This window comes from Chryseobacterium amylolyticum, from assembly GCF_051011775.1.
In the GTDB taxonomy this organism is placed as follows: Bacteria; Bacteroidota; Bacteroidia; order Flavobacteriales; family Weeksellaceae; genus Chryseobacterium.
Genome location: NZ_JBPCHX010000001.1, coordinates 69756 through 90209, shown reverse-complemented (window position 1 = coordinate 90209; position 20454 = coordinate 69756). Strand labels below are relative to the sequence as shown.

Annotated in this window: 19 protein-coding genes; 16 read left to right on the top strand and 3 right to left on the bottom strand. The window is 36.4% G+C overall.

Going from position 1 to position 20454, the window contains the following annotated elements; genetic code table 11:
- Positions 1 to 40 precede the first annotated feature (40 nt).
- The 5 genes from ACR1PO_RS00435 to ACR1PO_RS00415 all read left to right on the top strand — a co-directional run bounded on the left by ACR1PO_RS00435 (position 41) and on the right by ACR1PO_RS00415 (position 6108).
- On the top strand, positions 41 to 1219 hold the full coding sequence (locus ACR1PO_RS00435) for an acetyl-CoA C-acyltransferase (RefSeq protein ID WP_002979154.1): 1179 nt from the start codon (positions 41 to 43) through the stop codon (positions 1217 to 1219).
- A gap of 106 nt (positions 1220 to 1325) precedes the next feature.
- The gene (locus tag ACR1PO_RS00430; RefSeq protein WP_142722920.1) at positions 1326 to 2816 is read left to right on the top strand and encodes an MFS transporter; all 1491 of its coding nucleotides are present in this window, start codon (positions 1326 to 1328) and stop codon (positions 2814 to 2816) included.
- 187 nt (positions 2817 to 3003) lie between these two features.
- Positions 3004 to 3930, top strand: coding sequence for a mevalonate kinase family protein (locus ACR1PO_RS00425; RefSeq protein WP_332386626.1), 927 nt, complete (start codon positions 3004 to 3006; stop codon positions 3928 to 3930).
- Between the two features lie 10 nt (positions 3931 to 3940).
- On the top strand, positions 3941 to 4870 hold the full coding sequence (locus tag ACR1PO_RS00420) for a UbiA family prenyltransferase (protein ID WP_433985440.1): 930 nt from the start codon (positions 3941 to 3943) through the stop codon (positions 4868 to 4870).
- A 65-nt stretch (positions 4871 to 4935) separates the two neighbouring features.
- Positions 4936 to 6108, top strand: coding sequence for a proline dehydrogenase family protein (locus ACR1PO_RS00415; RefSeq protein WP_433985439.1), 1173 nt, complete (start codon positions 4936 to 4938; stop codon positions 6106 to 6108).
- Between the two features lie 464 nt (positions 6109 to 6572).
- On the opposite strand, the gene ACR1PO_RS00410 is transcribed toward ACR1PO_RS00415, so the two are convergent.
- Positions 6573 to 7109 (bottom strand): helix-turn-helix transcriptional regulator, encoded by a 537-nt coding sequence (locus ACR1PO_RS00410; RefSeq protein WP_433985438.1) that lies wholly within the window; start codon positions 7107 to 7109, stop codon positions 6573 to 6575.
- A 961-nt stretch (positions 7110 to 8070) separates the two neighbouring features.
- Here ACR1PO_RS00410 and ACR1PO_RS00405 point away from each other — a divergent pair.
- Entirely contained in the window at positions 8071 to 9180 is a 1110-nt protein-coding gene (locus ACR1PO_RS00405; protein WP_433985437.1) for a M14 family zinc carboxypeptidase, read from the top strand.
- A 170-nt stretch (positions 9181 to 9350) separates the two neighbouring features.
- Here ACR1PO_RS00405 and ACR1PO_RS00400 read toward each other — a convergent pair whose 3' ends face one another.
- Complete coding sequence (locus tag ACR1PO_RS00400) at positions 9351 to 9848, bottom strand: DUF4920 domain-containing protein (protein WP_433985436.1); 498 nt, start codon at positions 9846 to 9848, stop codon at positions 9351 to 9353.
- Positions 9849 to 9990: 142 nt separating this feature from the next.
- Between ACR1PO_RS00400 and ACR1PO_RS00395 the strand changes: the two genes are divergently transcribed.
- From ACR1PO_RS00395 to ACR1PO_RS00370, 6 genes are all read left to right on the top strand, one after another.
- Complete coding sequence (locus ACR1PO_RS00395) at positions 9991 to 11403, top strand: APC family permease (protein WP_433985435.1); 1413 nt, start codon at positions 9991 to 9993, stop codon at positions 11401 to 11403.
- A 165-nt stretch (positions 11404 to 11568) separates the two neighbouring features.
- The gene (locus ACR1PO_RS00390; protein ID WP_002979175.1) at positions 11569 to 12009 is read left to right on the top strand and encodes a GPW/gp25 family protein; all 441 of its coding nucleotides are present in this window, start codon (positions 11569 to 11571) and stop codon (positions 12007 to 12009) included.
- Between the two features lie 24 nt (positions 12010 to 12033).
- Positions 12034 to 13917 (top strand): type VI secretion system baseplate subunit TssF, encoded by a 1884-nt coding sequence (locus ACR1PO_RS00385; protein ID WP_433985434.1) that lies wholly within the window; start codon positions 12034 to 12036, stop codon positions 13915 to 13917.
- Between the two features lie 309 nt (positions 13918 to 14226).
- Positions 14227 to 17058 carry an excinuclease ABC subunit UvrA gene (uvrA, locus tag ACR1PO_RS00380; RefSeq protein ID WP_433985433.1) on the top strand — a complete coding sequence of 944 codons (2832 nt, stop codon included), beginning with the start codon at positions 14227 to 14229 and terminating at the stop codon, positions 17056 to 17058.
- Between the two features lie 318 nt (positions 17059 to 17376).
- Positions 17377 to 17781 (top strand): hypothetical protein, encoded by a 405-nt coding sequence (locus ACR1PO_RS00375; RefSeq protein ID WP_332386631.1) that lies wholly within the window; start codon positions 17377 to 17379, stop codon positions 17779 to 17781.
- A gap of 114 nt (positions 17782 to 17895) precedes the next feature.
- Positions 17896 to 18030 (top strand): bacteriocin-like protein, encoded by a 135-nt coding sequence (locus ACR1PO_RS00370; RefSeq protein ID WP_002979182.1) that lies wholly within the window; start codon positions 17896 to 17898, stop codon positions 18028 to 18030.
- A 30-nt stretch (positions 18031 to 18060) separates the two neighbouring features.
- On the opposite strand, the gene ACR1PO_RS00365 is transcribed toward ACR1PO_RS00370, so the two are convergent.
- Positions 18061 to 18606, bottom strand: a complete 546-nt coding sequence (locus ACR1PO_RS00365; protein WP_433985432.1) for a hypothetical protein — start codon at positions 18604 to 18606, stop codon at positions 18061 to 18063.
- Between the two features lie 116 nt (positions 18607 to 18722).
- On the opposite strand from ACR1PO_RS00365, the gene ACR1PO_RS00360 reads away from it, so the two are divergent.
- From ACR1PO_RS00360 to ACR1PO_RS00345, 4 genes are all read left to right on the top strand, one after another.
- The gene (locus tag ACR1PO_RS00360; RefSeq protein ID WP_433986068.1) at positions 18723 to 19235 is read left to right on the top strand and encodes a DUF421 domain-containing protein; all 513 of its coding nucleotides are present in this window, start codon (positions 18723 to 18725) and stop codon (positions 19233 to 19235) included.
- Positions 19236 to 19239: 4 nt separating this feature from the next.
- A complete protein-coding gene (locus tag ACR1PO_RS00355) occupies positions 19240 to 19731 on the top strand; it encodes a GNAT family N-acetyltransferase (RefSeq protein ID WP_433985431.1) in 492 nt (163 codons plus the stop codon).
- A gap of 216 nt (positions 19732 to 19947) precedes the next feature.
- The gene (locus tag ACR1PO_RS00350) at positions 19948 to 20088 is read left to right on the top strand and encodes a quinol oxidase subunit 4 (protein ID WP_433986067.1); all 141 of its coding nucleotides are present in this window, start codon (positions 19948 to 19950) and stop codon (positions 20086 to 20088) included.
- A gap of 118 nt (positions 20089 to 20206) precedes the next feature.
- Positions 20207 to 20419: a hypothetical protein gene (locus ACR1PO_RS00345; protein WP_433985430.1), complete on the top strand. Its 213-nt coding sequence runs from the start codon at positions 20207 to 20209 to the stop codon at positions 20417 to 20419.
- The last annotated feature ends 35 nt before the right edge of the window (positions 20420 to 20454 follow it).

Here is a 20454-nt window from a genome sequence, read left to right as displayed (position 1 = left end):
AGGGAATTAAATTCCCTTAGCTAAAATAAAAATTATATACATGAAAGAAGTATTCATTGTTTCCGCAGTAAGAACACCTATGGGGAGTTTTATGGGAAGCTTATCAACAGTTCCGGCTACAAAACTGGGAGCAACTGCCGTAAAAGGAGCATTAGATAAAATCGGTTTAGATCCCAATAATGTTCAGGAAATCTATATGGGGAATGTTCTTCAGGCAGGAGAAGGCCAGGCGCCGGCTCGTCAGGTTGCTTTAGGAGCAGGTCTTTCAATCAATACTCCATCTACTACAGTAAATAAAGTTTGTGCTTCAGGGATGAAGGCTGTAACAATGGCTGCTCAGGCAATCAAAGCCGGTGATGCAGACGTAATTGTTGCAGGAGGTATGGAGAATATGTCTTTGGTTCCCCACTATTACAATGCAAGAGTGGCCACTAAATTAGGCGATATCAAAATGCTTGACGGAATGGTACTTGACGGTCTTACAGATGTATACAACAAAGTACATATGGGTGTATGTGCAGAAAAATGTGCTGCAGACTATAATATTACAAGAGAAGATCAGGATAACTTCGCTATAGAATCTTACAAAAGATCTGCAAAAGCATGGAGCGAAGGAAAATTCAATGAAGAAATTGTACCGGTTTCTATTCCTCAGAGAAAAGGAGAACCAGTAATCTTTGCTGAAGATGAAGAATACAAAGCAGTAAACTTCGACAGAATTTCAACACTTCCTACCGTATTCAAAAAAGAAGAAGGTACAGTAACAGCAGCAAATGCATCTACTTTGAATGACGGAGCTTCCGCATTAATCCTTGTTTCCAAAGAAAAAATGGAAGAACTTGGACTGAAGCCTCTTGCAAAGATCGTTTCTTATGCTGATGCAGCTCAGGAGCCTGAAAACTTTACTACGGCTCCGGCAAAAGCGCTGCCTATCGCTCTTAAAAAAGCAGGATTGGAAATTTCAGATATTGATTTCTTTGAATTCAACGAAGCATTCTCAGTAGTAGGATTGGCTAACAATAAAATCTTAGGACTGGATGCTGCCAAAGTAAACGTAAACGGAGGTGCTGTAGCATTAGGACACCCACTGGGAAGTTCAGGCTCAAGAATCATTGTAACTTTAATTAACGTATTGAAGCAAAATAACGCAAAATACGGTGCTGCAGCAATCTGCAACGGTGGTGGAGGTGCTTCTGCTATCGTGATTGAGAATATCTAATATTCTGTTTCAGAATATATTACCATTAAGGAATCGATAATTTTTTTAAAAACTTATCCATTTCTTAATGGTTTTTTTATTTTTGTGCTACTAATATTTATTTGAAATGTCTGAAACTGAGAATCGACAGCCTAAAAACATAAAGAATAATCCGAAGATTATGAAGGCCTGGGCTGTGTATGACTGGGCAAACTCCGTGTATTCCCTGGTTATCACCTCTACCATTTTCCCCATTTATTATTCTATCCTTACCACTGCTTACGAGAAAAAAGAATATGTAGCAGAAACAAAATCCTGGATTGATGTCCCGGTAAGGCATACCATCAAAATTTTTGGAGAAGGATATCAGCCGGATGCTGTATATGGGTATTCACTTACCATATCGTTTTTTATTGTAGTATTGTTGTCGCCGTTTTTATCTTCTTTGGCAGATACGATAGGAAACAAAAAATCTTTCCTGCAGTTTTTCTGCTATCTGGGGGCAACTTCATGTATGGGACTGGCTATGTTTACAGGAATGCATAATGTCTTTCTGGGGCTTCTATTCAGCATTACGGCCAGTGTCGGCTTCTGGGGAAGCCTGGTGTTTTATAACTCGTTCCTTCCCGATATTGCCACTCCGGACAGGCAGGATGCACTTTCTGCGAGAGGATATGTTTACGGATATATCGGCTCCGTAGTGTTAGTAGTGATCTGTTTGGTACTGATTCAGGTTTTTGCCAAAGGAGCTGCTCAGCAACTACTGTTTACAAGAATCAGCTTCCTGCTTACAGGAGCATGGTGGTTCGGGTTTTCTCAATATACGTTCAAACATCTTCCTCAGTTTGGGGATGTAAAGGATAAGCTTCCTAAAGATCTTGTATTGCTGAACTATAAAAATATCTTCAAAAAGCACGAAGAGCAGGGAGGTTTTTTTGAAGTATTTAAAGATAATCTTAGCTTTTATAAAGATATTGCAAAAGAAAGTTTCCATGAACTGTTCAAAGTAGGCGGAGAGCTTTTCAAAGACAAAAATCTGAAATTCTTCCTGTCAAGTTTCTTCTTTTACAGCGTAGGAATGCAGACTATTTTCCTGATGGCAACCTTATTTGGGAAAAGTGAAATCAACCTGGCTCAGGATAAACTGATCGGAACGCTTCTGGTCATCCAGATTGAAGCGATTATCGGGGCTGTTATTTTCTCAAGATTATCTAAGAGAATCGGTAATAAAAATGTTATTTCAATTGCTATTATACTTTGGATTATAGCTTGTATCTGGGCTTATTTCCTTAATAAAGAAAATCCTACAGTAGAATATCAGTTTTACGGGGTAGCCGCAGTGGTAGGCCTTGTAATGGGTGGACTTCAGGCAATGTCCAGATCCACATACTCAAAGCTGCTTCCGGAAAACTCTATGGAAAATACCACCTACTTCAGCTTCTATGATGTACTGGAGAAAATAGCCATCATCATAGGAACATTTATCTTCGCTACATTAATTGAACATTTCAACAATATGCGTATTGCCGCATTGTCAATGACCATATTCTTCGGCGCAGGGCTTATTTTAATCCGCTTCCTGAAGGTCAAAATGAGAAAAGACAGAGAAACATTATAAAATTGAAAAGGCGTTATTTTTAACGTCTTTTTTATTGCCTTTTTCTTTAAAATTATATTTATTTATCATATTTATTTCGTATTTTTAATAAAAAAACTGAAGAAAGTAAAATAGAAAACAATTCGGCCTGAGTTTTGCTTATATTCAGCGGAATAATTTTAACTTTGCAAAAAGATTTATTGTCAAAATGACCAACCCTTTATTTTATGCAAAAATAATCCTGTTTGGAGAATATGGAATGATTGAAGATTCCCAGGGGCTTGTAGTACCTTACAGCTTCTATAAAGGGACTTTAAAGTTTTCCGGTTTGGCTTCTGAATTTGAGCTTAATTCCAACAGGCATCTGCAGAAATATTCTGAATTTCTTACAAAACTTGATCTTTCCGACGATTTCAAACTGGATATTGAGAGTTTCAAAAAAGATATTTCAAACGGACTTTTCTTTGATTCCAATATTCCGCAGGGATATGGAGTGGGAAGTTCCGGTGCGCTGGTAGCTGCCATTTTTGAAAAATATTCAGTCAGTAAACTTAATCCTGAGAACATCTCCAAGGATAATCTTAAAAAATTAAAAGCTGTTTTTGGTGAAATGGAGAGCTATTTCCATGGCAAAAGCTCAGGAATGGATCCACTGATCTGCTACATGAACCTCCCGATTCTTATCGAAAATAAAGAAAATCTAGACCGGGTAAATATTCCCGAAGGTGAAGAAGGAAAAGGAGCTATATTCCTGATTGATTCCGGTATGACAGGGGAGACAGGACCTATGATTCAGATTTTCTTTGAAAAAATGAAAACAGAAGGTTTCCGAAAAACCCTTAAAGAAGAGTTTATCCGTTACAATAATGCATGTATTGATTCTTTCCTTAAAAAAGATATGAATCCTTTCTTCAGAAATCTTAAAAAGCTTTCTCATTGGGCATATGAGCATTTCCGTCCCATGATCCCTGAAAGTATCTTTAATATCTGGAAAAAAGGACTGGATTCTAACGCTTATTATCTGAAACTCTGCGGAAGCGGTGGAGGCGGCTATATCTTAGGATTTACCAAAGACTATGCAAAAGCAGAAAAAATGCTTGAAGGCTTCCAGAAAGAAGTGATTTACAGATTTTAAAAAGATTGGAATGAATTCTGAAAAAGAACCTTTCCAATCTAAAAACGATCTCTCAAAATCTCTATTTTACAGATTTTCACAATTCGTGGGCTTTTTGCTCGGAGCACGCTTTTTTGTAGCTGCCCTGCTGACATTTGCCCTCTATGTTTCTACTTTTTTCCTGTTTAATCAGGATGAATCTTTCAGAAATTTCGTCTTCGATTTTAAAGTACACGGTATTATTTTTTGTACCGTCCTTACCATCCTGGCTGGCGGTATCATCAACCAGTTCTATGACCTGGAGAAAGATCATGTGGTAAAACCATTCAGAACAAGGCTTCAGAGCTTTATCAAACAAAAATATTTCCTGTATGCTTACCTGGCGCTGAGTGCTGTTTCTTTGGGTATTGCCTGGATGATTTCCCACAACGTTTTTGTTTTTTTTATAATCTATCAGTTTTTTATGTGGTTTTACAGCCATAAACTGAGCAGAATACTGATATTAAACAACCTTACTTTTGTCAGTCTCACGCTGTATCCGTTCTTTGGAATGATGGTTTACTATGAGACGTTTTCCAAAAAGGTATTCCTGATGGCTGTTTTTCTTTTCCTTATTCTGTTATGTATTGATATTGTAAAAGATACCCTTACCCGAAGTGTAGATAAAGCATTCGGGTATATTACCATTCCTAATTATTTTAAAACCAGAAATACAAAAATCATTCTGACTTCCTTATTGATAATTACTATGGTAGTTTCTATGAAGATTATTACAAAAACCGGTATTACCGGATTCATGGCATATTATTTTGCCGGCGGCCTTTTTGTCATGATCGTATGTATTTATCTTCTTATAAATGCTTCCCGGAGAAGTAACTTCTTTACATTGAATATATTACGGTTCTGGGTTTTCATAGGAATCATAGCAATGCTCTTAAACGGAATAGAGCATAAATTATAAAAAAAATTCTTTTAAATAAACTGAGGTTATTATTACCTTTGCATAACTAAATTTAATAAATAGGAATGCCCATTTTTAATGATACTAAAATTGCATTTGCAGACAAGTCTGATGCACAATTGAGAAAGGCTTACTGGATGTTTAAAATGATTGAACAGCCCGCTCTTACAAGCCTTGGAACATCTGTTCTGAATTTCACAGTACATAACAATTTTCCTTTCGTTACAGGAATTGTAAAGAATACCTTATTTGAGCAGTTCTGCGGTGGAGAAACCCGTGAAGAAAGTATGAAAGTTGTGAAGCAGCTTTTCAAAAGAGGAGTCGGAAGTATTTTCGATTACTCTATTGAAGGAAAAGAAGATGAGGAAACTTTTGATGCAGTTTGCAAGGAAATTAAGGATATTGTAAGATTCTCAGTAGGAAATCCGGCAATTCCTTTTATCGTATTTAAGCCTACCGCTTTCGGAAGAATTGATCTTTATGAAGCCGTTGGGAAAGGGGCAGAACTTACTACAAGCCAGAAAGAAGAATGGGAAAGAGTGGTAAGAAGATTTGATGAAGTATGTGGTCTTTGCCATGAGAACGATAAAAAAGTAATGGTAGATGCTGAAGAAACCTGGATGCAGGACGCAGCAGACCACCTTTGCGAAGAGATGATGGAGAAATACAACCAGCAGAAACCTATCGTTTGGAATACCATCCAGATGTACAGAACCGGAAGGTTGGAATATATGGAAGCTCATCTTCAGAGAGCAAGAGAGAAAAATTATTTCATCGGTTATAAAATTGTTCGTGGTGCTTATATGGAAAAAGAAAGAGCCAGAGCAGCAGAAAAAGGATATGCAGATCCGATTCAGCCGTCAAAAGAAGCTTCAGATAAAAACTATAATGCAGGAATCGACTTTGTAATGGAGCACCTGGATAAGGTTTCAGCGTTTTTCGGGACCCATAATGAAATTTCTTCGGAACTGATTATGGATAAAATGAAGGCAAAATCTCTGGAAAACGGTAATCCACATGTCTATTTCGGACAGCTTTACGGGATGAGTGATAATATCACCTTCTATCTGTCAGATAAAGGCTATAATGTGGCTAAATATCTCCCATACGGACCTGTAAAGGATGTTGTTCCTTATTTGACAAGAAGAGCCCAGGAAAATACCTCTGTGGCCGGGCAGACCGGAAGAGAGCTTGGACTCATCAAAAAAGAACTGGAAAGAAGAAAGAAACAATCATAATAATTGGTTCTTAATAAATCAATAAGACCTGCAGTTTTGCAGGTCTTTTTTATTGGGTTAATTCCTTAAATACTGTTAATTGCTGAATCAAAAAATTAGAAATTTAAATTAATTTAATAATAACCAATCCATTTACTGTTTATATTGATTATATATTAAAATAATTATATTTTTATTGTTGATTTGATTTTAAATATTTATATTTGATAAAGACATAAAAACTAACAAATGGAAATGTTTTCACTGACTGTGATAGTCCCATGGACATCTTACTCATATGATAAGCCACAGTAATTACCCCCTAAAAAACCGGAATTATAAAATTATAAACAGGAACAGATGATTATAAGATAAATTCTATCAGCTGAGCTCTTGTCAAAAATTTTAAAAATAAAATAAAGCAATAGCTTTAGTTTTCTTCTTCAAATATTTTTTAACCTGATCATTTCTCTGATCAGGTTTTTTTAAGGCTCAAAACTTTCGAATTTTCCATTTTCGTAGAAGAGAACTATACGTTTTATTTTACTTTGCTGATTACCAAGCAGTTGTCCTAAAATCTGATCGCCGGAATTTTCTAATCGCTGAGAATCCGATATTTTTTCCTGAGCCTTATCCTTGTCCGTTATAAACGATTCTCCAGCACTTGATTTCGGAGCCTCTGCTTCTGTTTCTTCACTTCCGAATTCCTCATCATCATTCATCATCGTAAAAAGATCGGGTAGTGGAGTTGTTTTTATTTTCTCCTCTTCGGTATGTTCTTCGTTAATTTCTGATGCCGGCAGTTGGGATTTCAGCATCTCACCCTCACCGGTAACCAGCCAGTCCCATAAAAGTTCCGGGAAACGGGATTTTATTTTTATGATAAATTCAAGAGACGGTTTGTTTCTTCCTGATGTGATATGTGAAATGGATGAACGCTGCACATCAATCTCATCAGCAAACTCAGAAGGAGTAAGATTGGAATACTCTATAATTTTTGAAATTCTTTCATTTAAACTCATAAAAATAAGTCTTTAATTATTTTACAAATGTAACATATATAATTTACAAATGCAAAATACAATTGTAAATAAATTTACTTTTTGTCTGTATACATTTGTAACCTGATGATAAAGCAGTATCAATCAATATAATATATAATAATTACAATTGTATTTAATAGTAAAATTGTTCAAAATCCTGTCATGAGTAATTTTAATAGGCTTATGGGTTAAACAGCTTATTTACTTAAAAATAAAGTTTAATATTGTAAATTTCTGCTTTTATTAATAGCTATTTTGACCTTAAAATTCTCCTGAAAAACTTTATTTACATTATTAATCCATTTTTGATAGGCTGATCTGTTGTAATACCATATTTATATGATTAATAAGCATTTATTTATTATATACAAAAGTAAATTACTGATATAAATATGGTTTTTAGCCTAAATAAGCATCAAATCTTGAGAAATTATCTTGTTGATAAACTACTTATTTTTCTACCTTTTAAAATTCATGGAAAACAGCGATAAAAAATAAAATATTCCATGGAAATTCTGATTTTTAAGGTATTTACATTTGTATACGCGAATAGATGTCTAAGTTTTCCACAATTAGTATGTTTAAAAAAATAACGCTCAATCGCCTTTATACAGCATTATTTTTACTTCAAGTATAGTTCTAAATGTAATTTAAATAAATTTTATAACTAGTTGAATTTAAATATTTTAAATATAAGTAATTAAATTTTTCGCAATCCACAATTTTATCCACAGACAATTTGTCCATCTGTGTTGTTTAACAATGTTACAAACGTTAACGGGCTTACTTAACTTAAAATTGGTGTGGGTTAAATTTTGTAAATTCATCTTCAATCAAGATGTTAAATGTAAATTCGATTATTTTACTAATGTTTACAAATGTTAACTTAAATTTTAACCCAAAAATGGCTAAATTTGATTCCTGTAAATTATTTCGCAAAATGAATTTTGAACAAATCTATTCTCAGAACCCCGATTTCTCAAATCGCTATATTTCTCCTGAAAAATTATTTTCATATCTACAGGCAAATCTCAGCGATTACATTCAGCAGATCGGAACATCCTATTTAGATAAGCCTATTTATCAGTTAAGCATCGGAACAGGAAATATCCAGGTGCTGGCCTGGTCACAAATGCACGGCAATGAATCCAATGCGACTCATGCTATGCTTGATCTGTTGGTAAGTCTTAATAAAGCTCAGGAAATGAAAGAAGACTTATTCAGTAAAATAAGACTTGATTTTATATTCATGCTGAATCCCGACGGATCTGAAAGATGGACCAGATTGAATGCAGCTAATATCGATCTGAACAGAGATTTTCACAACGAAGCAAGTAAAGAGATCAAATTCTTGAAAAAAGCAGCCGCTTCCAGGAAATATGATTATGCGTTAAACCTTCATGAGCAGAGAACCATTTTTACTACTGATGGTATTCATCCTGCTACACTTTCTTTTTTAGCTCCGTCCGAAAATGTAGAGCGTACCGTGACTGAAAACAGAAAAAAATGTATGGCAGTTATCGGAAGCGTATACAACCATTTAAAAGAATTGATTCCTAACCAGATCGGAAGATATTCCGATGAATTCTATCCCACTTCTACGGGAGATAATTTCATTAAAGCCGGAATGCCGACTATTTTATTTGAAGGCGGACACTTTGTGGATGACTATACCAGAAAAGGAACCAGAAAATATTATACCATTGCCCTTTATTATGCCTTGAAGGCAATCAGTGAACTCAACTCTGATATTACAGGTTGGGAAACATACCTTGAAATTCCGGAGAACAGGGAAACTCATTATGATATCATTTACAGGAATGTAAAATTGAATACTGACCATGAATGTATTTTGGATATTGCCGTTCAATACAGGGAAATCAAAGAAGAAGGAAAGGATGATATTTCTTTTATTCCTTTCGTAATGGAAGCCGGAGATGTGAAACAAAAAAAAGGCTGGCTGGAAATAGACTGCACCGGAAAGAAATTTATTTCTGCAACTAAATATCCTAAACTGGATGCGGTTGTGGACTTTAAAATAGAAGATTAAAAAGACTTTAAATAATCTTCTTATAAAAGTTTCGGCAGCCCTGAAGGGCTGCCGAAACTTTTTATAACTAATTTCCAAAATTCAAATGGCTGTCCACTCAATTTATAATGTTATTCGATAGGAATGGGCTTTAGCCAAAACTTAATTTTAGAATGTGATTCCTCTAAAGGTTAGTTAACCACTTTAATTCCGTTAGCTACAAACCTGATTTCCTCTTTTGGCTGAGTGATAGCATCAATTTCAGACTGAGGCTTTTTAGCGTCTTCCGCATAATGTTTCTGTTCATTCACAGAAGTTACTTTTCTTTCTGCATTTCCTTCCAGTACTACATTTTTTCCCTTTAAAGCTGTAGGTACAAAGAACGCATAATCTTTCATTTTTACAAAAAACTTGGAATTGTCTTCCGTCTGAATAGTAAGCCAGCAGCCTTTTTTGTCGCAGACATCAGTTACCTTTCCTTTAACAGCAACATTCTCAACTTTTTTATTGTCTTTTTTAAGCTTTTTATTCAATTTATCTGCTGTGATCGCTTTGGATTCAGCGGATGAACTTACCTGATTTCCATAAGTATCACCTACCAAAGCCTTTCCTTCCGGAGGACCGGATTGGGCAAATGCTAATGACGAAGCTGTTAATGCTGCACCAAATAATATTGCTTTGAATTTCATGTCTAATATTTTTTCCAAAAATACTAATTAAAATTGAATCATAACGGAATAAAGAATAACAAAAGGCAGTTGTTTTAAGGAATTTTCAACAAATTTGAAAATCAACGGCAGATTTGATTATATTTGATCCCTATACTTGACTATGCAGAAAAAACTGAAACTATGGGATGCCATCATGCTGGTGATGGGATCGATGATCGGAAGCGGAATTTTTATCGTAAGTGCTGATATGATGCGGAACCTGGGATCAGGTTTTTGGCTGATAATAGTATGGGTCATTACAGGAGTGATGACTGTGGCAGCAGCTATAAGCTACGGAGAACTTTCTGCACTCTTTCCGAAGGCCGGAGGGCAATATACTTATCTGAAAGAGATTTTCGGAAAAAAAATGGGATTCCTTTACGGATGGGGACTGTTTACGGTAATACAGACCGGAACTATTGCTGCAGTGGCAATGGCTTTTGGAAAATTTACCGCTTATTTAGTTCCGTCATTGAATGATGCTGCCCCGATTTTTCAAGGTGGTGAATTTAAAATCACATGGATCCAGATTCTGGCGATTGGTGTGATTTTGCTGCTTACCTACATTAATACCAGGGGAGTAGAAAGTGGTAAAATACTTCAGAATATCTTTACAGGCTCCAAAATTATTGCATTATTAGGCTTAATTGCTGCCGGTTTTATATTGGTAGACATCTCTCATTTATCAGAAAACTTCAGCTGGGGAACAGATTCCTTTAATAACCTTAAAAAAGATCTGAGTGGCAATTTCCTGAAAGAAGGCTGGGAACCAATCGGAGGAATGACTCTTCTTGGGGGAATTGCCGCAGCAATGGTAGGTTCCGTTTTCAGCTCTGTTGCCTGGGAAAGTGTAACATTCGTTTCCGGTGAAATTGAAAATCCTAAAAAGAATGTGGTAAAGTCCATGATTTACGGTACTTCTGCTGTAATGATTCTTTATATCGCAGTAAATTATGTCTATCTCAATGCGCTTGACAGAGATAATATTGCGTTTGCAGCCAATGACAGGGTAGCAGTAGCAGCCTCTCAGAATATATTCGGAAGTGCGGGAACTATTATTATCGCTTTATTGGTGATGATTTCCACATTTGGATGCAACAACGGACTCATTCTGGCAGGAGCCAGAGTTTTCCAGACGATGGCAAAAGACGGTATGTTCTTTAAATCAGCAGTACAAAACAATAAAAATGAAGTTCCTGAAAATGCTTTATGGATGCAGGGAGTCTGGGCTTCTATCCTGTGTCTGAGCGGGCAGTATGGAAATTTGCTGGATATGATCTCTTTCGTAATCGTTCTTTTCTATATGATTACGGTTTTTGGAGTTATCTATTTAAGAATGAAACAGCCGGATCTGGAAAGACCTTATAAGACATGGCTTTATCCGGTAACGCCTGTTATTTACCTTCTGGTAGGAACCTGTTTTTGTATCTTATTGCTGATTTACAAACAGCAATATACATGGCCTGGCTTTATACTGGTATTACTCGGGCTTCCGGTGTATTATTTTATCAACCGTAAAAAGGCAGATCAGTAAAATACGATACAGAAGAAAAGGGATATAGAATATTCAGGGCTTTCAATTCAGGTTGAAGGCCTTATTTTTCAATAATATTTTAAAGTATTGTAGCCATTATTTGCCGAAAATGCGTATTTTGGTATTTCGTTTTTAAACAGGACCATGAAGTAAAAACAATAAGTTATGGATACACCAAATTACAGAATGCCTTTCGTACCGTCTACTTTAATGACCGAAGGCGGAAGTATCGATACCTGCGATATGGGGGAAAGTATTGCCCACAATATTATGCTGCTGATCACTACCAAAAAAGGAGAGAACAGATACGATGAAAACTATGGAAATGATGTCTGGAACCTTGAATTCGATAATGGAGTTACAAGTGCCATCTGGGAAAGCGTTTTTATCAAAAGCCTAAGAAGACAGATTCAGGAATATGAACCAAGAATCGTAAACCCGCAGATTGATGCTCATATACAGTTTGTAGAGCACAGCTACGATACTAAAGAACACACCGAAATTAAAAAGAAAGTAAGAATTGCCATCAATGCAAAAATGGAGGAAACAGGAGAACGTTTCAGTTTTTCAACAGAACTGTTTCTGAGTCCAATGTCTATTGATTAATATTTTTAACAGCGAAAGAAAATTATGAATTTAGATCAGAATATTTATTCCAAAGAATCTGTAAAAGCAAGAATGCTGCAGAATGCAACTAAAGTATGGGGATTGAAAAGTCCGCAGTCTTTAGATCCTTTTGTAAAACTGCTGATAGATGCATTCAGTACAGAAGTTTTCAAGGCGAATAATGAAATACAGACGGTAAATGCCCGTATATTGGAAAAGCTGGCAAAACTGCTTACACCATCCATCTACACCCATCCTATCCCGGCTCATTCTGTGGCTTTTACACAGCCTTATGAGTCTTCTGAAATTTTACTGGAACATACAGAATTCTTTTTCCGCAAACAGATGACGTCCACTGTAAAATCAGAATCAGACAAGCAGCTGAACATTCCTTTTACTCCTGTAGGAAATGTAAGGATCAATAAAGTTCATACGTCTGTCATGTTTGTAGGAAATACCTGTTACAGTATTGATGACCGGTTCAATAAAATTCCTGTTGCAAGATTTCAGGGCAGGCCGGAAGATTACAGAAAAATCACAATAGGAGTAGATGTAAGCAAATATGTAAGTGAAAACTTTCCCAAATACCTGAGCATTTTCTGCTCCAATCCGGCTTTTGAGCATCTTGATTTTGTATATAAATTATTGCCTTACATCACTGTGTCAAGTAACGGTAATCCATTGTTTGTAAGGGAAGGATTAAGTTATCTTACAGAAAGTCATTCGGATGGTTACGAACAGATGTTCAAAGAACAATCCATCAGAAATAAGGTCATTGAAGATATTAAAAGCATTTACCGCCATAAGTTTATTGAAGTAACGGGAATCTCCCAAAGCCTTTTTTCAGAACCGGGGGAGCTTCCGCAGAACCTTGATTTCCTGGCAGGAAAAGAAGAAATCACTAAGTTCCTGGATAATAAACGTTACCTGTGGCTTACTTTTGAGTTTCCACCACAATTTTCAGCAGAAATCCTTGACAATTTTTCCTTTGTTCTGAATGCTTTCCCCATATACAACAGAGGCTGGAAAAAAACAGAATACAGCCTTGATATCATGGGAAATAATATTCCTTTGGTAACAGATGAAGGGGAGCACTTCCTGTATGTGGATGAAGTACAGGACGGTGACGGAAGAAAATATACTGAAATCCCTTTCACTCCGGCTGATGATCTTAAAAAAGGTTTATATACCGTAAGAAAAGGAGGCATGGAACGTTTTACCAGCAGAAATGCCGTTGATATGATTGCCAATGTTCTTGAACTGACAAGGGACGAAATTGCCGCATTTTCCCTTTTGAACAGAGATAATGTAAAAGGAGTTCTCAGCGAAATGTCCGATAAAATGAAATCCATGGTGCAGAAAGTAAACAATGCCAAAAGGAATATCAGACAGGAATTGAACTACGTGATTATGGAGCCCGTAGAAAAAACAGATCATACTTATGCCTCTTTCTGGGTAACACACTGTACCCTGGCCAATCATATGCGTCCGGGAACTGAACTTTCTAACCAGCTAAAGTCTCAAACGGTTGTACTGCTTACAGAAACATTAGGTGGAGCTGAAGAGCAGAAAGGTACTGACAGTATCCAGGCTTATAAATACGCGCTGACAACCAGAGATAAAATTATTTCTTTGGAAGATGTTAAAAACTACTGCCGTATGATTCTGAAAGATGAGGTAAAAGAAGTAAGGGTAAGAAGGGGGACAATGATCAGCAATAAGCCGAAAGAAGGCTTCGTAAGAACCGTTGAGGTAGAGATTGTTCCTCAGAATTATTCCTTCTATGGAAGAGCCTATTGGGAAAATATGGCCAATATTATCAGAAACCAGATTATTTCCAAGGCCATCGACGGAATCGAATACATCGTAAGGATTACCAATGAAGATGTTGATTTCCAGGATATGTAATTTTTAAGGAAATTAACCAGTTTAAAATATAAATGCCGTCATTAGTTAATACGGCATTTTTTGAATGATATCAATAGGAACGGGCTTTAGCCCGTTTTTTATTCAATAAAATTTTCAATCGGCTTTAGCCAAAACATAATATCTAAAACATATGAAATCAAATCAGGAAAATGTAAGAGTATAAGTTCCGGTCTGTTAACAAAACCTAAGAATTTTTTATGAAACTTTTATCCCTTTTATATTCAAAAAAAGTCTATAAAATTTCGTATTTTTGCACGTTGTGATTTTCAGGCAAAATCACCCCAAATTATGAGTAAATCAACAGAATATATAGAAGTTTACGGGGCACGTGAACACAATCTTAAAAATATTAATGTAAAAATTCCACGCAACGAATTAGTCGTGATTACCGGCCTTTCCGGAAGTGGAAAATCATCATTGGCTTTTGATACCATTTTTGCCGAAGGCCAGCGTCGTTATATCGAAACATTTTCTGCTTATGCACGCCAGTTTCTGGGCGGATTGGAGCGTCCTGATGTAGATAAAATTGAAGGACTTTCTCCGGTTATTGCCATTGAGCAGAAAACAACCAATAAAAACCCGCGTTCTACCGTAGGAACGGTTACCGAGCTGTACGATTTTCTGCGTCTGCTGTATGCAAGGGTTTCGGATGCTTACTCTCTGTCTACAGGACAGAAGTTGGTGAGTTATACCGAAGAGCAGATTCTTGAAACCATCAAAGAAAACTATAAAAAAGAGAAGATCATGCTTTTGGCACCAGTGGTGCGTTCCAGAAAAGGGCATTATCATGAACTTTTTGTACAGATGGCCAAAAAAGGATACGGGCAGGCAAGAATTGACGGTGAGCTGCAGGATATTGAATATGATTTAAAACTTGACCGTTATAAAACCCACGATATTGATATTGTCATTGACCGTTGGATCATCGGGGAAAATGCTTCCGAAAGCAGAATGGAAAAATCATTGCGTACTGCAATGGAAATGGGAGAAGGAATTATCGGAATCCAGAAGCTGGGAAGTACAGATATTGAGTACTTTTCCAAAAACCTGATGGATGCAGAAACCGGACATTCTCTGGCACTGCCTGAACCGAATACCTTCTCATTCAACTCACCGAAAGGAAGCTGCCCGAACTGCAAAGGGTTAGGGACCATCAAAAAGATCAATACAGATTATTTCGTAGATAATCCAAAACTATCCATCAATCAGGGAGGATTATTGCCATTGGAAGATATCAAATCTAACAAATGGATACTGTCACAGATTAAAAATATCCTTGAGATTTTCGGATTAGGATTAACAACACCTTTAAAAGATATTCCGGAAGAAGCACTGGATTATATCTACAACGGATGTCACAAAGAGTTCAATAAAGACCTGAAATACGCAGGAATTACCAAAAAAATAAAAATAGGTTTTGATGGTCTGATTGCTTTCATGGAGGAGATTATTGATGATAGAGACTCGTACGAAGCTGTTTTATTGGAAAGACATTTTACCACAGAAGAAACCTGCCCGGAATGTGATGGCACCCGTCTTCAGCCTTCAAGTTTAAGTTTTAAAATTGATGGAAAAAATATTGCTGAAGTCAATGCTTTAAGCTTAGCGGATTTAAAAGACTGGCTGGCTGATGTTAAAGATAAATTCTCAGAAAAAAATAAAATCATCGCTCATGAGATCTTAAAAGAAATTGAAACCAGGCTTCAGTTTCTGCTGGATGTCGGTTTGGATTATTTAAGTCTGAGCAGAAGCTCAAAAACCCTTTCGGGAGGAGAATCGCAGAGAATCCGTCTGGCAACACAGATCGGATCTCAGTTGGTGAATGTTTTATATATCCTTGATGAACCAAGTATCGGACTTCACCAGAGAGATAATGAAAGACTGATAAACTCCCTGAAAAACCTCAGAGATATCGGAAATTCTGTACTGGTGGTAGAGCATGATAAGGACATGATCCTGGAAGCTGATGAGGTGCTGGATATTGGTCCAAAAGCCGGGAAATTCGGTGGGGAGATCCTTTGGCAGGGGAAACCGAAAGATCTGGTGAAAGCAGATACCATCACGGCTCAATATATCAATGGTAAAAGAAAGATTGAAATTCCTGCAGAAAGAAGAGCAGGAAGCGGTAAAAATATTGTATTAAAAGGAGCTACAGGAAACAACCTTAAAAATGTAACCCTGGATATTCCTCTTGGAAAACTGGTTGTTGTAACCGGAATTTCAGGAAGTGGGAAATCTTCTTTGATCAACGGAACATTATATCCAATCCTTAACAAGCATTTCTACAGAGCGGTTCAGGAGCCGTTACCTTACAAAAAAATTGAAGGCTTAGAGAATATCGATAAAATTGTAGACGTAGATCAGACACCAATTGGAAGAACACCACGTTCAAACCCTGCTACCTATACCGGGATGTTTACAGATATCAGAAACCTTTTTGCAGAGCTGCCGGAAAGTAAAATCCGCGGATATAAGCCGGGAAGATTCTCTTTCAACGTAAAAGGCGGAAGATGCGAAACCTGTCAGGGTGGGGGATTGAAGGTGATCGAAATGAATTTCCTTCCGGACGTGTATGTTCATTGTGAAACATGTAACGGAAAACGTTTCAACAGAGAAACCCTGGAAGTCCGTTACAAAGGAAAATCAATTTCTGATGTATTGGATATGACGATTGATGAAGCGGTAGATTTCTTTCAGCCGATTCCAAAGATTTTTTCAAAAGTGAAAACATTGCAGGATGTGGGATTAGGATATATTACGCTTGGACAGCAGTCAACAACCCTTTCAGGAGGTGAAGCACAGCGTATCAAGTTAGCAACCGAACTGGCGAAAAGACAAACCGGAAATACCCTTTATATCCTTGATGAACCAACAACAGGATTGCATTTTGAAGATGTGAAAATCCTGATGGATGCCATCAATCAACTGGTAGAACTCGGAAACTCATTCATTATTATTGAGCATAATATGGATGTGATCAAATTAGCTGACCATATTATTGATGTTGGTCCGGAAGGAGGAAAGCATGGCGGACAGATCGTTGCGCAGGGGACTCCTGAAGAAATTGTGAAGTCTAAGAAAAGCCTGACAGGGAAGTTTTTGAAGAGAGAACTGGAGTAAAGATTTAAAAAATTATGCAGCATTTTTGTCATTCCAAAGAATCTAAATAATTTATTTCAGAATATTGATCAACTTTTAAATTAAAAATTGAGATAATAATTGGCTAAGCTTATCAGGTTTAGCCTTTTTTATGCTTAAAAACTACCTCTAATATTAAATTTTCATTTATTTTTAAAATTTATTTTACTGATAATCAATTAATTAAATCCTAATGTTAATTCAATGTTAACTGAATGTAAAATTAATATGAATTATTTTTAATAACTTTGGTTAAGAGATACAAAGATAGGTTAGTATAACATTTAAAACCAGTTAGTTATGAAAAATAGAATTCAAATATGCATTGCTTCACTTTTTGTTTGCGGATTTGCTGCTGTTTTAAACACTGCTAAAGCTCAGACTACAGATCATAGTACCATTCAGGAAATTCAACTGAATAGAAGTGAAACGTTTAATGATATCCGAAATAAACTGGAAGCCAACTTTGACCTTACCAATCCTGATTATAAACAGGGAACTGTAAACTCAGTGGTGAAATTTGATATTGCCAAAAACGGGAAAATCGTTAATGTTCATTCTACAGGAGACTGCAAGACCGTAAGCAGGGAAATTGAAACGGTGCTCAGCGATCTCGACTATAGAGTAGACCGCAAAAAACTGACTGAAAATATGGTTGCCTATACTTATGTAATGCCCGTGACAGTCGAAATTCACAGCAGATAATATTTATTGCATATTATTCAAAAATGTGTGAATAATGAAATCTTATCGTATTAAATTATAATAAAGAATAAACAGATATGTTTTAGTTTTGGGCTACCATAAAATTAAAACTATATGAAAAATTTAAAGAAACTGACAAAATCAGATTTGAAGTCAGTGAACGGAGGAGAGCCGGTAAAATACTGTACATTTTGCGAATGGGCAAATAAAGTAATTTGCAGCGATGTTCCAATCGTTCAATGCCCGTAAAAAACAAAGCCGCTTTTATAAGCGGCTTTTCTATTGTCTTGTACTTTTAACAAATTCTGTTAATCTTTCTTTAAGATCCCTGGAATTCCCTATTGTATCAAAAGCAATATTATCTATCTTCCATTCTTTCCCTGTATTTGTCAGATGTATGGTATCTGTCCATGTTACTTTCGGTGAAGAAAGGTTGTACTCAAATGCCACCGGTATTTCTGCAGTGGTATCGTTTATTCTGACCGATTTAATTTTATAACCTGTAAATCCTTCATATAAACTGGAGAAAAGAGCACCTTCAAAGATTAAAGGCTTTTCATCAGGATGATCACTGTTTTTTACCTTCTCTATATCTGCTTTTGAAGCATTGATAGCCTCTTCCAAAACTTTTTTCAGATTTCCGGAAAACAAATCTTCCGGAATGGGTTGATTGTAAATTGCTTCATTAGACTTTCCATAAGCAGTATAAAGCTCATTTACTTTTGCATTGATGGCTGAATCCTGGGTTAAAGCTGGTTGTGCTTCATTTTTTTTACAGGATGCAAATAATAGAAAGATTCCTGAAAGGAGAAATAATTTTTTCATGATGTATTTTATAATATCGAAATTCACAGTCCAGATGTCAAAATTTATACCAACCGTCAATAAATTATTTTTTGCAAATCACAAAAATCAATACATTTGAGCAGATAAAAAAAATTGTGGATCCTATTCTTAACGTTGTTGTCCGTTCCCTCTGCGTTTACCTTTTCATGGTAATTGCCATCCGTTTATTTGGTAAAAACCAGCTTTCGCAGCTCAATGCAGGTGATGTAGTACTCTTACTGCTGATTTCAAATGCTGTTCAGAATGCGATGGTAGGGCCGGATACTTCTTTGCAGGGGGGTATTGTTGCAGCACTCGTTTTGTTTCTTGCCAATTTTATTTTAAAAAGACTTATGTTTTCCAGCCGTTCCTTTCAGACCTTTATGGAAGATGAGCCGGTTGTTCTTATCAGGGACGGAATAGCAGACCAGGCAGCTCTGAACCGCGTAAAAATTACAGAAAGCGAACTTGAAGAGGCAATAAGGGAACATGGAATTGAAAATATAGATGATGTAAAGCTGTCTGTACTGGAAGTAGACGGGAATATCAGTGTCGTTTCTCAGGATGAAAAAAGCAAGCAGACCCATTATTCAAGGATTAAAAGAAAAATCAAAAGAAAATATCACTAAAACGATGAATTACGAATTAAGAGAAATGCTTCCCACTGATGAAGCCAGGGTCCTGGAAATTTTCCGCCAGGGAATAGACGGTGGAATTTCCACTTTTGAAACAGAAGTCCCAACTGCTGAAGCCTGGAGCATGGGATATTTTAACGATTGCCGCTGGGTATTGGAAAATGAAAATAACGAAGTTGTGGGATGGTGTGCCTTAAAACCGGTCAGTAAAAGAGAATGTTATAAAGGAGTTGCAGAAGTAAGCATTTATTTTGATAACGGATACCAGGGAAAGGGATTGGGTTCCGTATTGCTTAAAAAACTGATTTTAGATAGCGAAGATCATGGATTCTGGACATTACAGACCAATATTTTCTCCGAAAATGAAACTTCTATTAAATTTCATCAGAAAAACGGTTTCAGAATGGTAGGTGTCCGAAGAAAAATCGGTAAGCTCAACGGAGAGTGGAAAGACGTTATTCTGATGGAAAAAAGAAGTGAAATCATTTAGAATTATAATTGATGATTTTTGATAAGCGCTAATCTCCATAACAAAATTCACTATTGACTTGCGAAGCAAAAATTGACCATTGACCATAAGACACTTTCATATTGCATCTTTAAACCCTGGACTTGAATTTTTGGCATTACCATTGTTATATTACATCAAGTTGAGAAAATAGAAATAATGAAAAATTTGTTTAAGATTACAGGAGTTCTTATCGTGATGTTTATGATGTCATCATGTATAGTTCATGACAACGGCCGTCGCGTTAAAACGATTCCGCCGGGACAGGCTAAAAAAGTATTTGGTGGAAGCGCAAAAGATTATGCTCCGGGACAGGTGAAAAAAAGATATGGTCACTAATCAGGAATAAAAGATTAACAGTTAATTTTTATCTGCGCAACGTTGATTTAAATATTTTTTGGCATCATCATTGATATATTTCGCTATCGAAATTGAAAAAGTGAAAATAATGAAAAGTATGTTTAAGATTGTTGGGGTAGGCGCAGTCCTTTTAATGCTGTCCTCTTGTATAGTGCATGAGCCGCATGGGAGAAGAATTCCGCCAGGCCACGCTAAAAGGTATTACGGAGGAAGTGCAAGATATTATGCACCGGGTCAGGTAAAGAAAGTTTATATTTATGAAGACCGTGGTCATCATCACAGAGGACGCGGTCACGGACATCACAGATAAAAAAGAAAGCACTGAATTTTTTCAGTGCTTTTTTA

What these genes read in the sequence shown, in the direction of transcription:
- ACR1PO_RS00425 (WP_332386626.1), top strand. Translation starts at nt 3,004, where the DNA reads ATGACCAACCCTTTATTTTATGCAAAAATAATCCTGTTTGGAGAATAT.
- uvrA (WP_433985433.1), top strand. Translation starts at nt 14,227, where the DNA reads ATGAGTAAATCAACAGAATATATAGAAGTTTACGGGGCACGTGAACAC.
- ACR1PO_RS00345 (WP_433985430.1), top strand. Translation starts at nt 20,207, where the DNA reads ATGTTTAAGATTGTTGGGGTAGGCGCAGTCCTTTTAATGCTGTCCTCT.
- ACR1PO_RS00435 (WP_002979154.1), top strand. Translation starts at nt 41, where the DNA reads ATGAAAGAAGTATTCATTGTTTCCGCAGTAAGAACACCTATGGGGAGT.
- ACR1PO_RS00410 (WP_433985438.1), bottom strand. Translation starts at nt 7,109, where the DNA reads ATGAGTTTAAATGAAAGAATTTCAAAAATTATAGAGTATTCCAATCTT.
- ACR1PO_RS00415 (WP_433985439.1), top strand. Translation starts at nt 4,936, where the DNA reads ATGCCCATTTTTAATGATACTAAAATTGCATTTGCAGACAAGTCTGAT.
- ACR1PO_RS00395 (WP_433985435.1), top strand. Translation starts at nt 9,991, where the DNA reads ATGCAGAAAAAACTGAAACTATGGGATGCCATCATGCTGGTGATGGGA.
- ACR1PO_RS00355 (WP_433985431.1), top strand. Translation starts at nt 19,240, where the DNA reads ATGAATTACGAATTAAGAGAAATGCTTCCCACTGATGAAGCCAGGGTC.
- ACR1PO_RS00420 (WP_433985440.1), top strand. Translation starts at nt 3,941, where the DNA reads ATGAATTCTGAAAAAGAACCTTTCCAATCTAAAAACGATCTCTCAAAA.
- ACR1PO_RS00400 (WP_433985436.1), bottom strand. Translation starts at nt 9,848, where the DNA reads ATGAAATTCAAAGCAATATTATTTGGTGCAGCATTAACAGCTTCGTCA.
- ACR1PO_RS00370 (WP_002979182.1), top strand. Translation starts at nt 17,896, where the DNA reads ATGAAAAATTTAAAGAAACTGACAAAATCAGATTTGAAGTCAGTGAAC.
- ACR1PO_RS00385 (WP_433985434.1), top strand. Translation starts at nt 12,034, where the DNA reads ATGAATTTAGATCAGAATATTTATTCCAAAGAATCTGTAAAAGCAAGA.
- ACR1PO_RS00405 (WP_433985437.1), top strand. Translation starts at nt 8,071, where the DNA reads ATGAATTTTGAACAAATCTATTCTCAGAACCCCGATTTCTCAAATCGC.
- ACR1PO_RS00430 (WP_142722920.1), top strand. Translation starts at nt 1,326, where the DNA reads ATGTCTGAAACTGAGAATCGACAGCCTAAAAACATAAAGAATAATCCG.
- ACR1PO_RS00375 (WP_332386631.1), top strand. Translation starts at nt 17,377, where the DNA reads ATGAAAAATAGAATTCAAATATGCATTGCTTCACTTTTTGTTTGCGGA.
- ACR1PO_RS00390 (WP_002979175.1), top strand. Translation starts at nt 11,569, where the DNA reads ATGGATACACCAAATTACAGAATGCCTTTCGTACCGTCTACTTTAATG.
- ACR1PO_RS00350 (WP_433986067.1), top strand. Translation starts at nt 19,948, where the DNA reads ATGTTTATGATGTCATCATGTATAGTTCATGACAACGGCCGTCGCGTT.
- ACR1PO_RS00365 (WP_433985432.1), bottom strand. Translation starts at nt 18,606, where the DNA reads ATGAAAAAATTATTTCTCCTTTCAGGAATCTTTCTATTATTTGCATCC.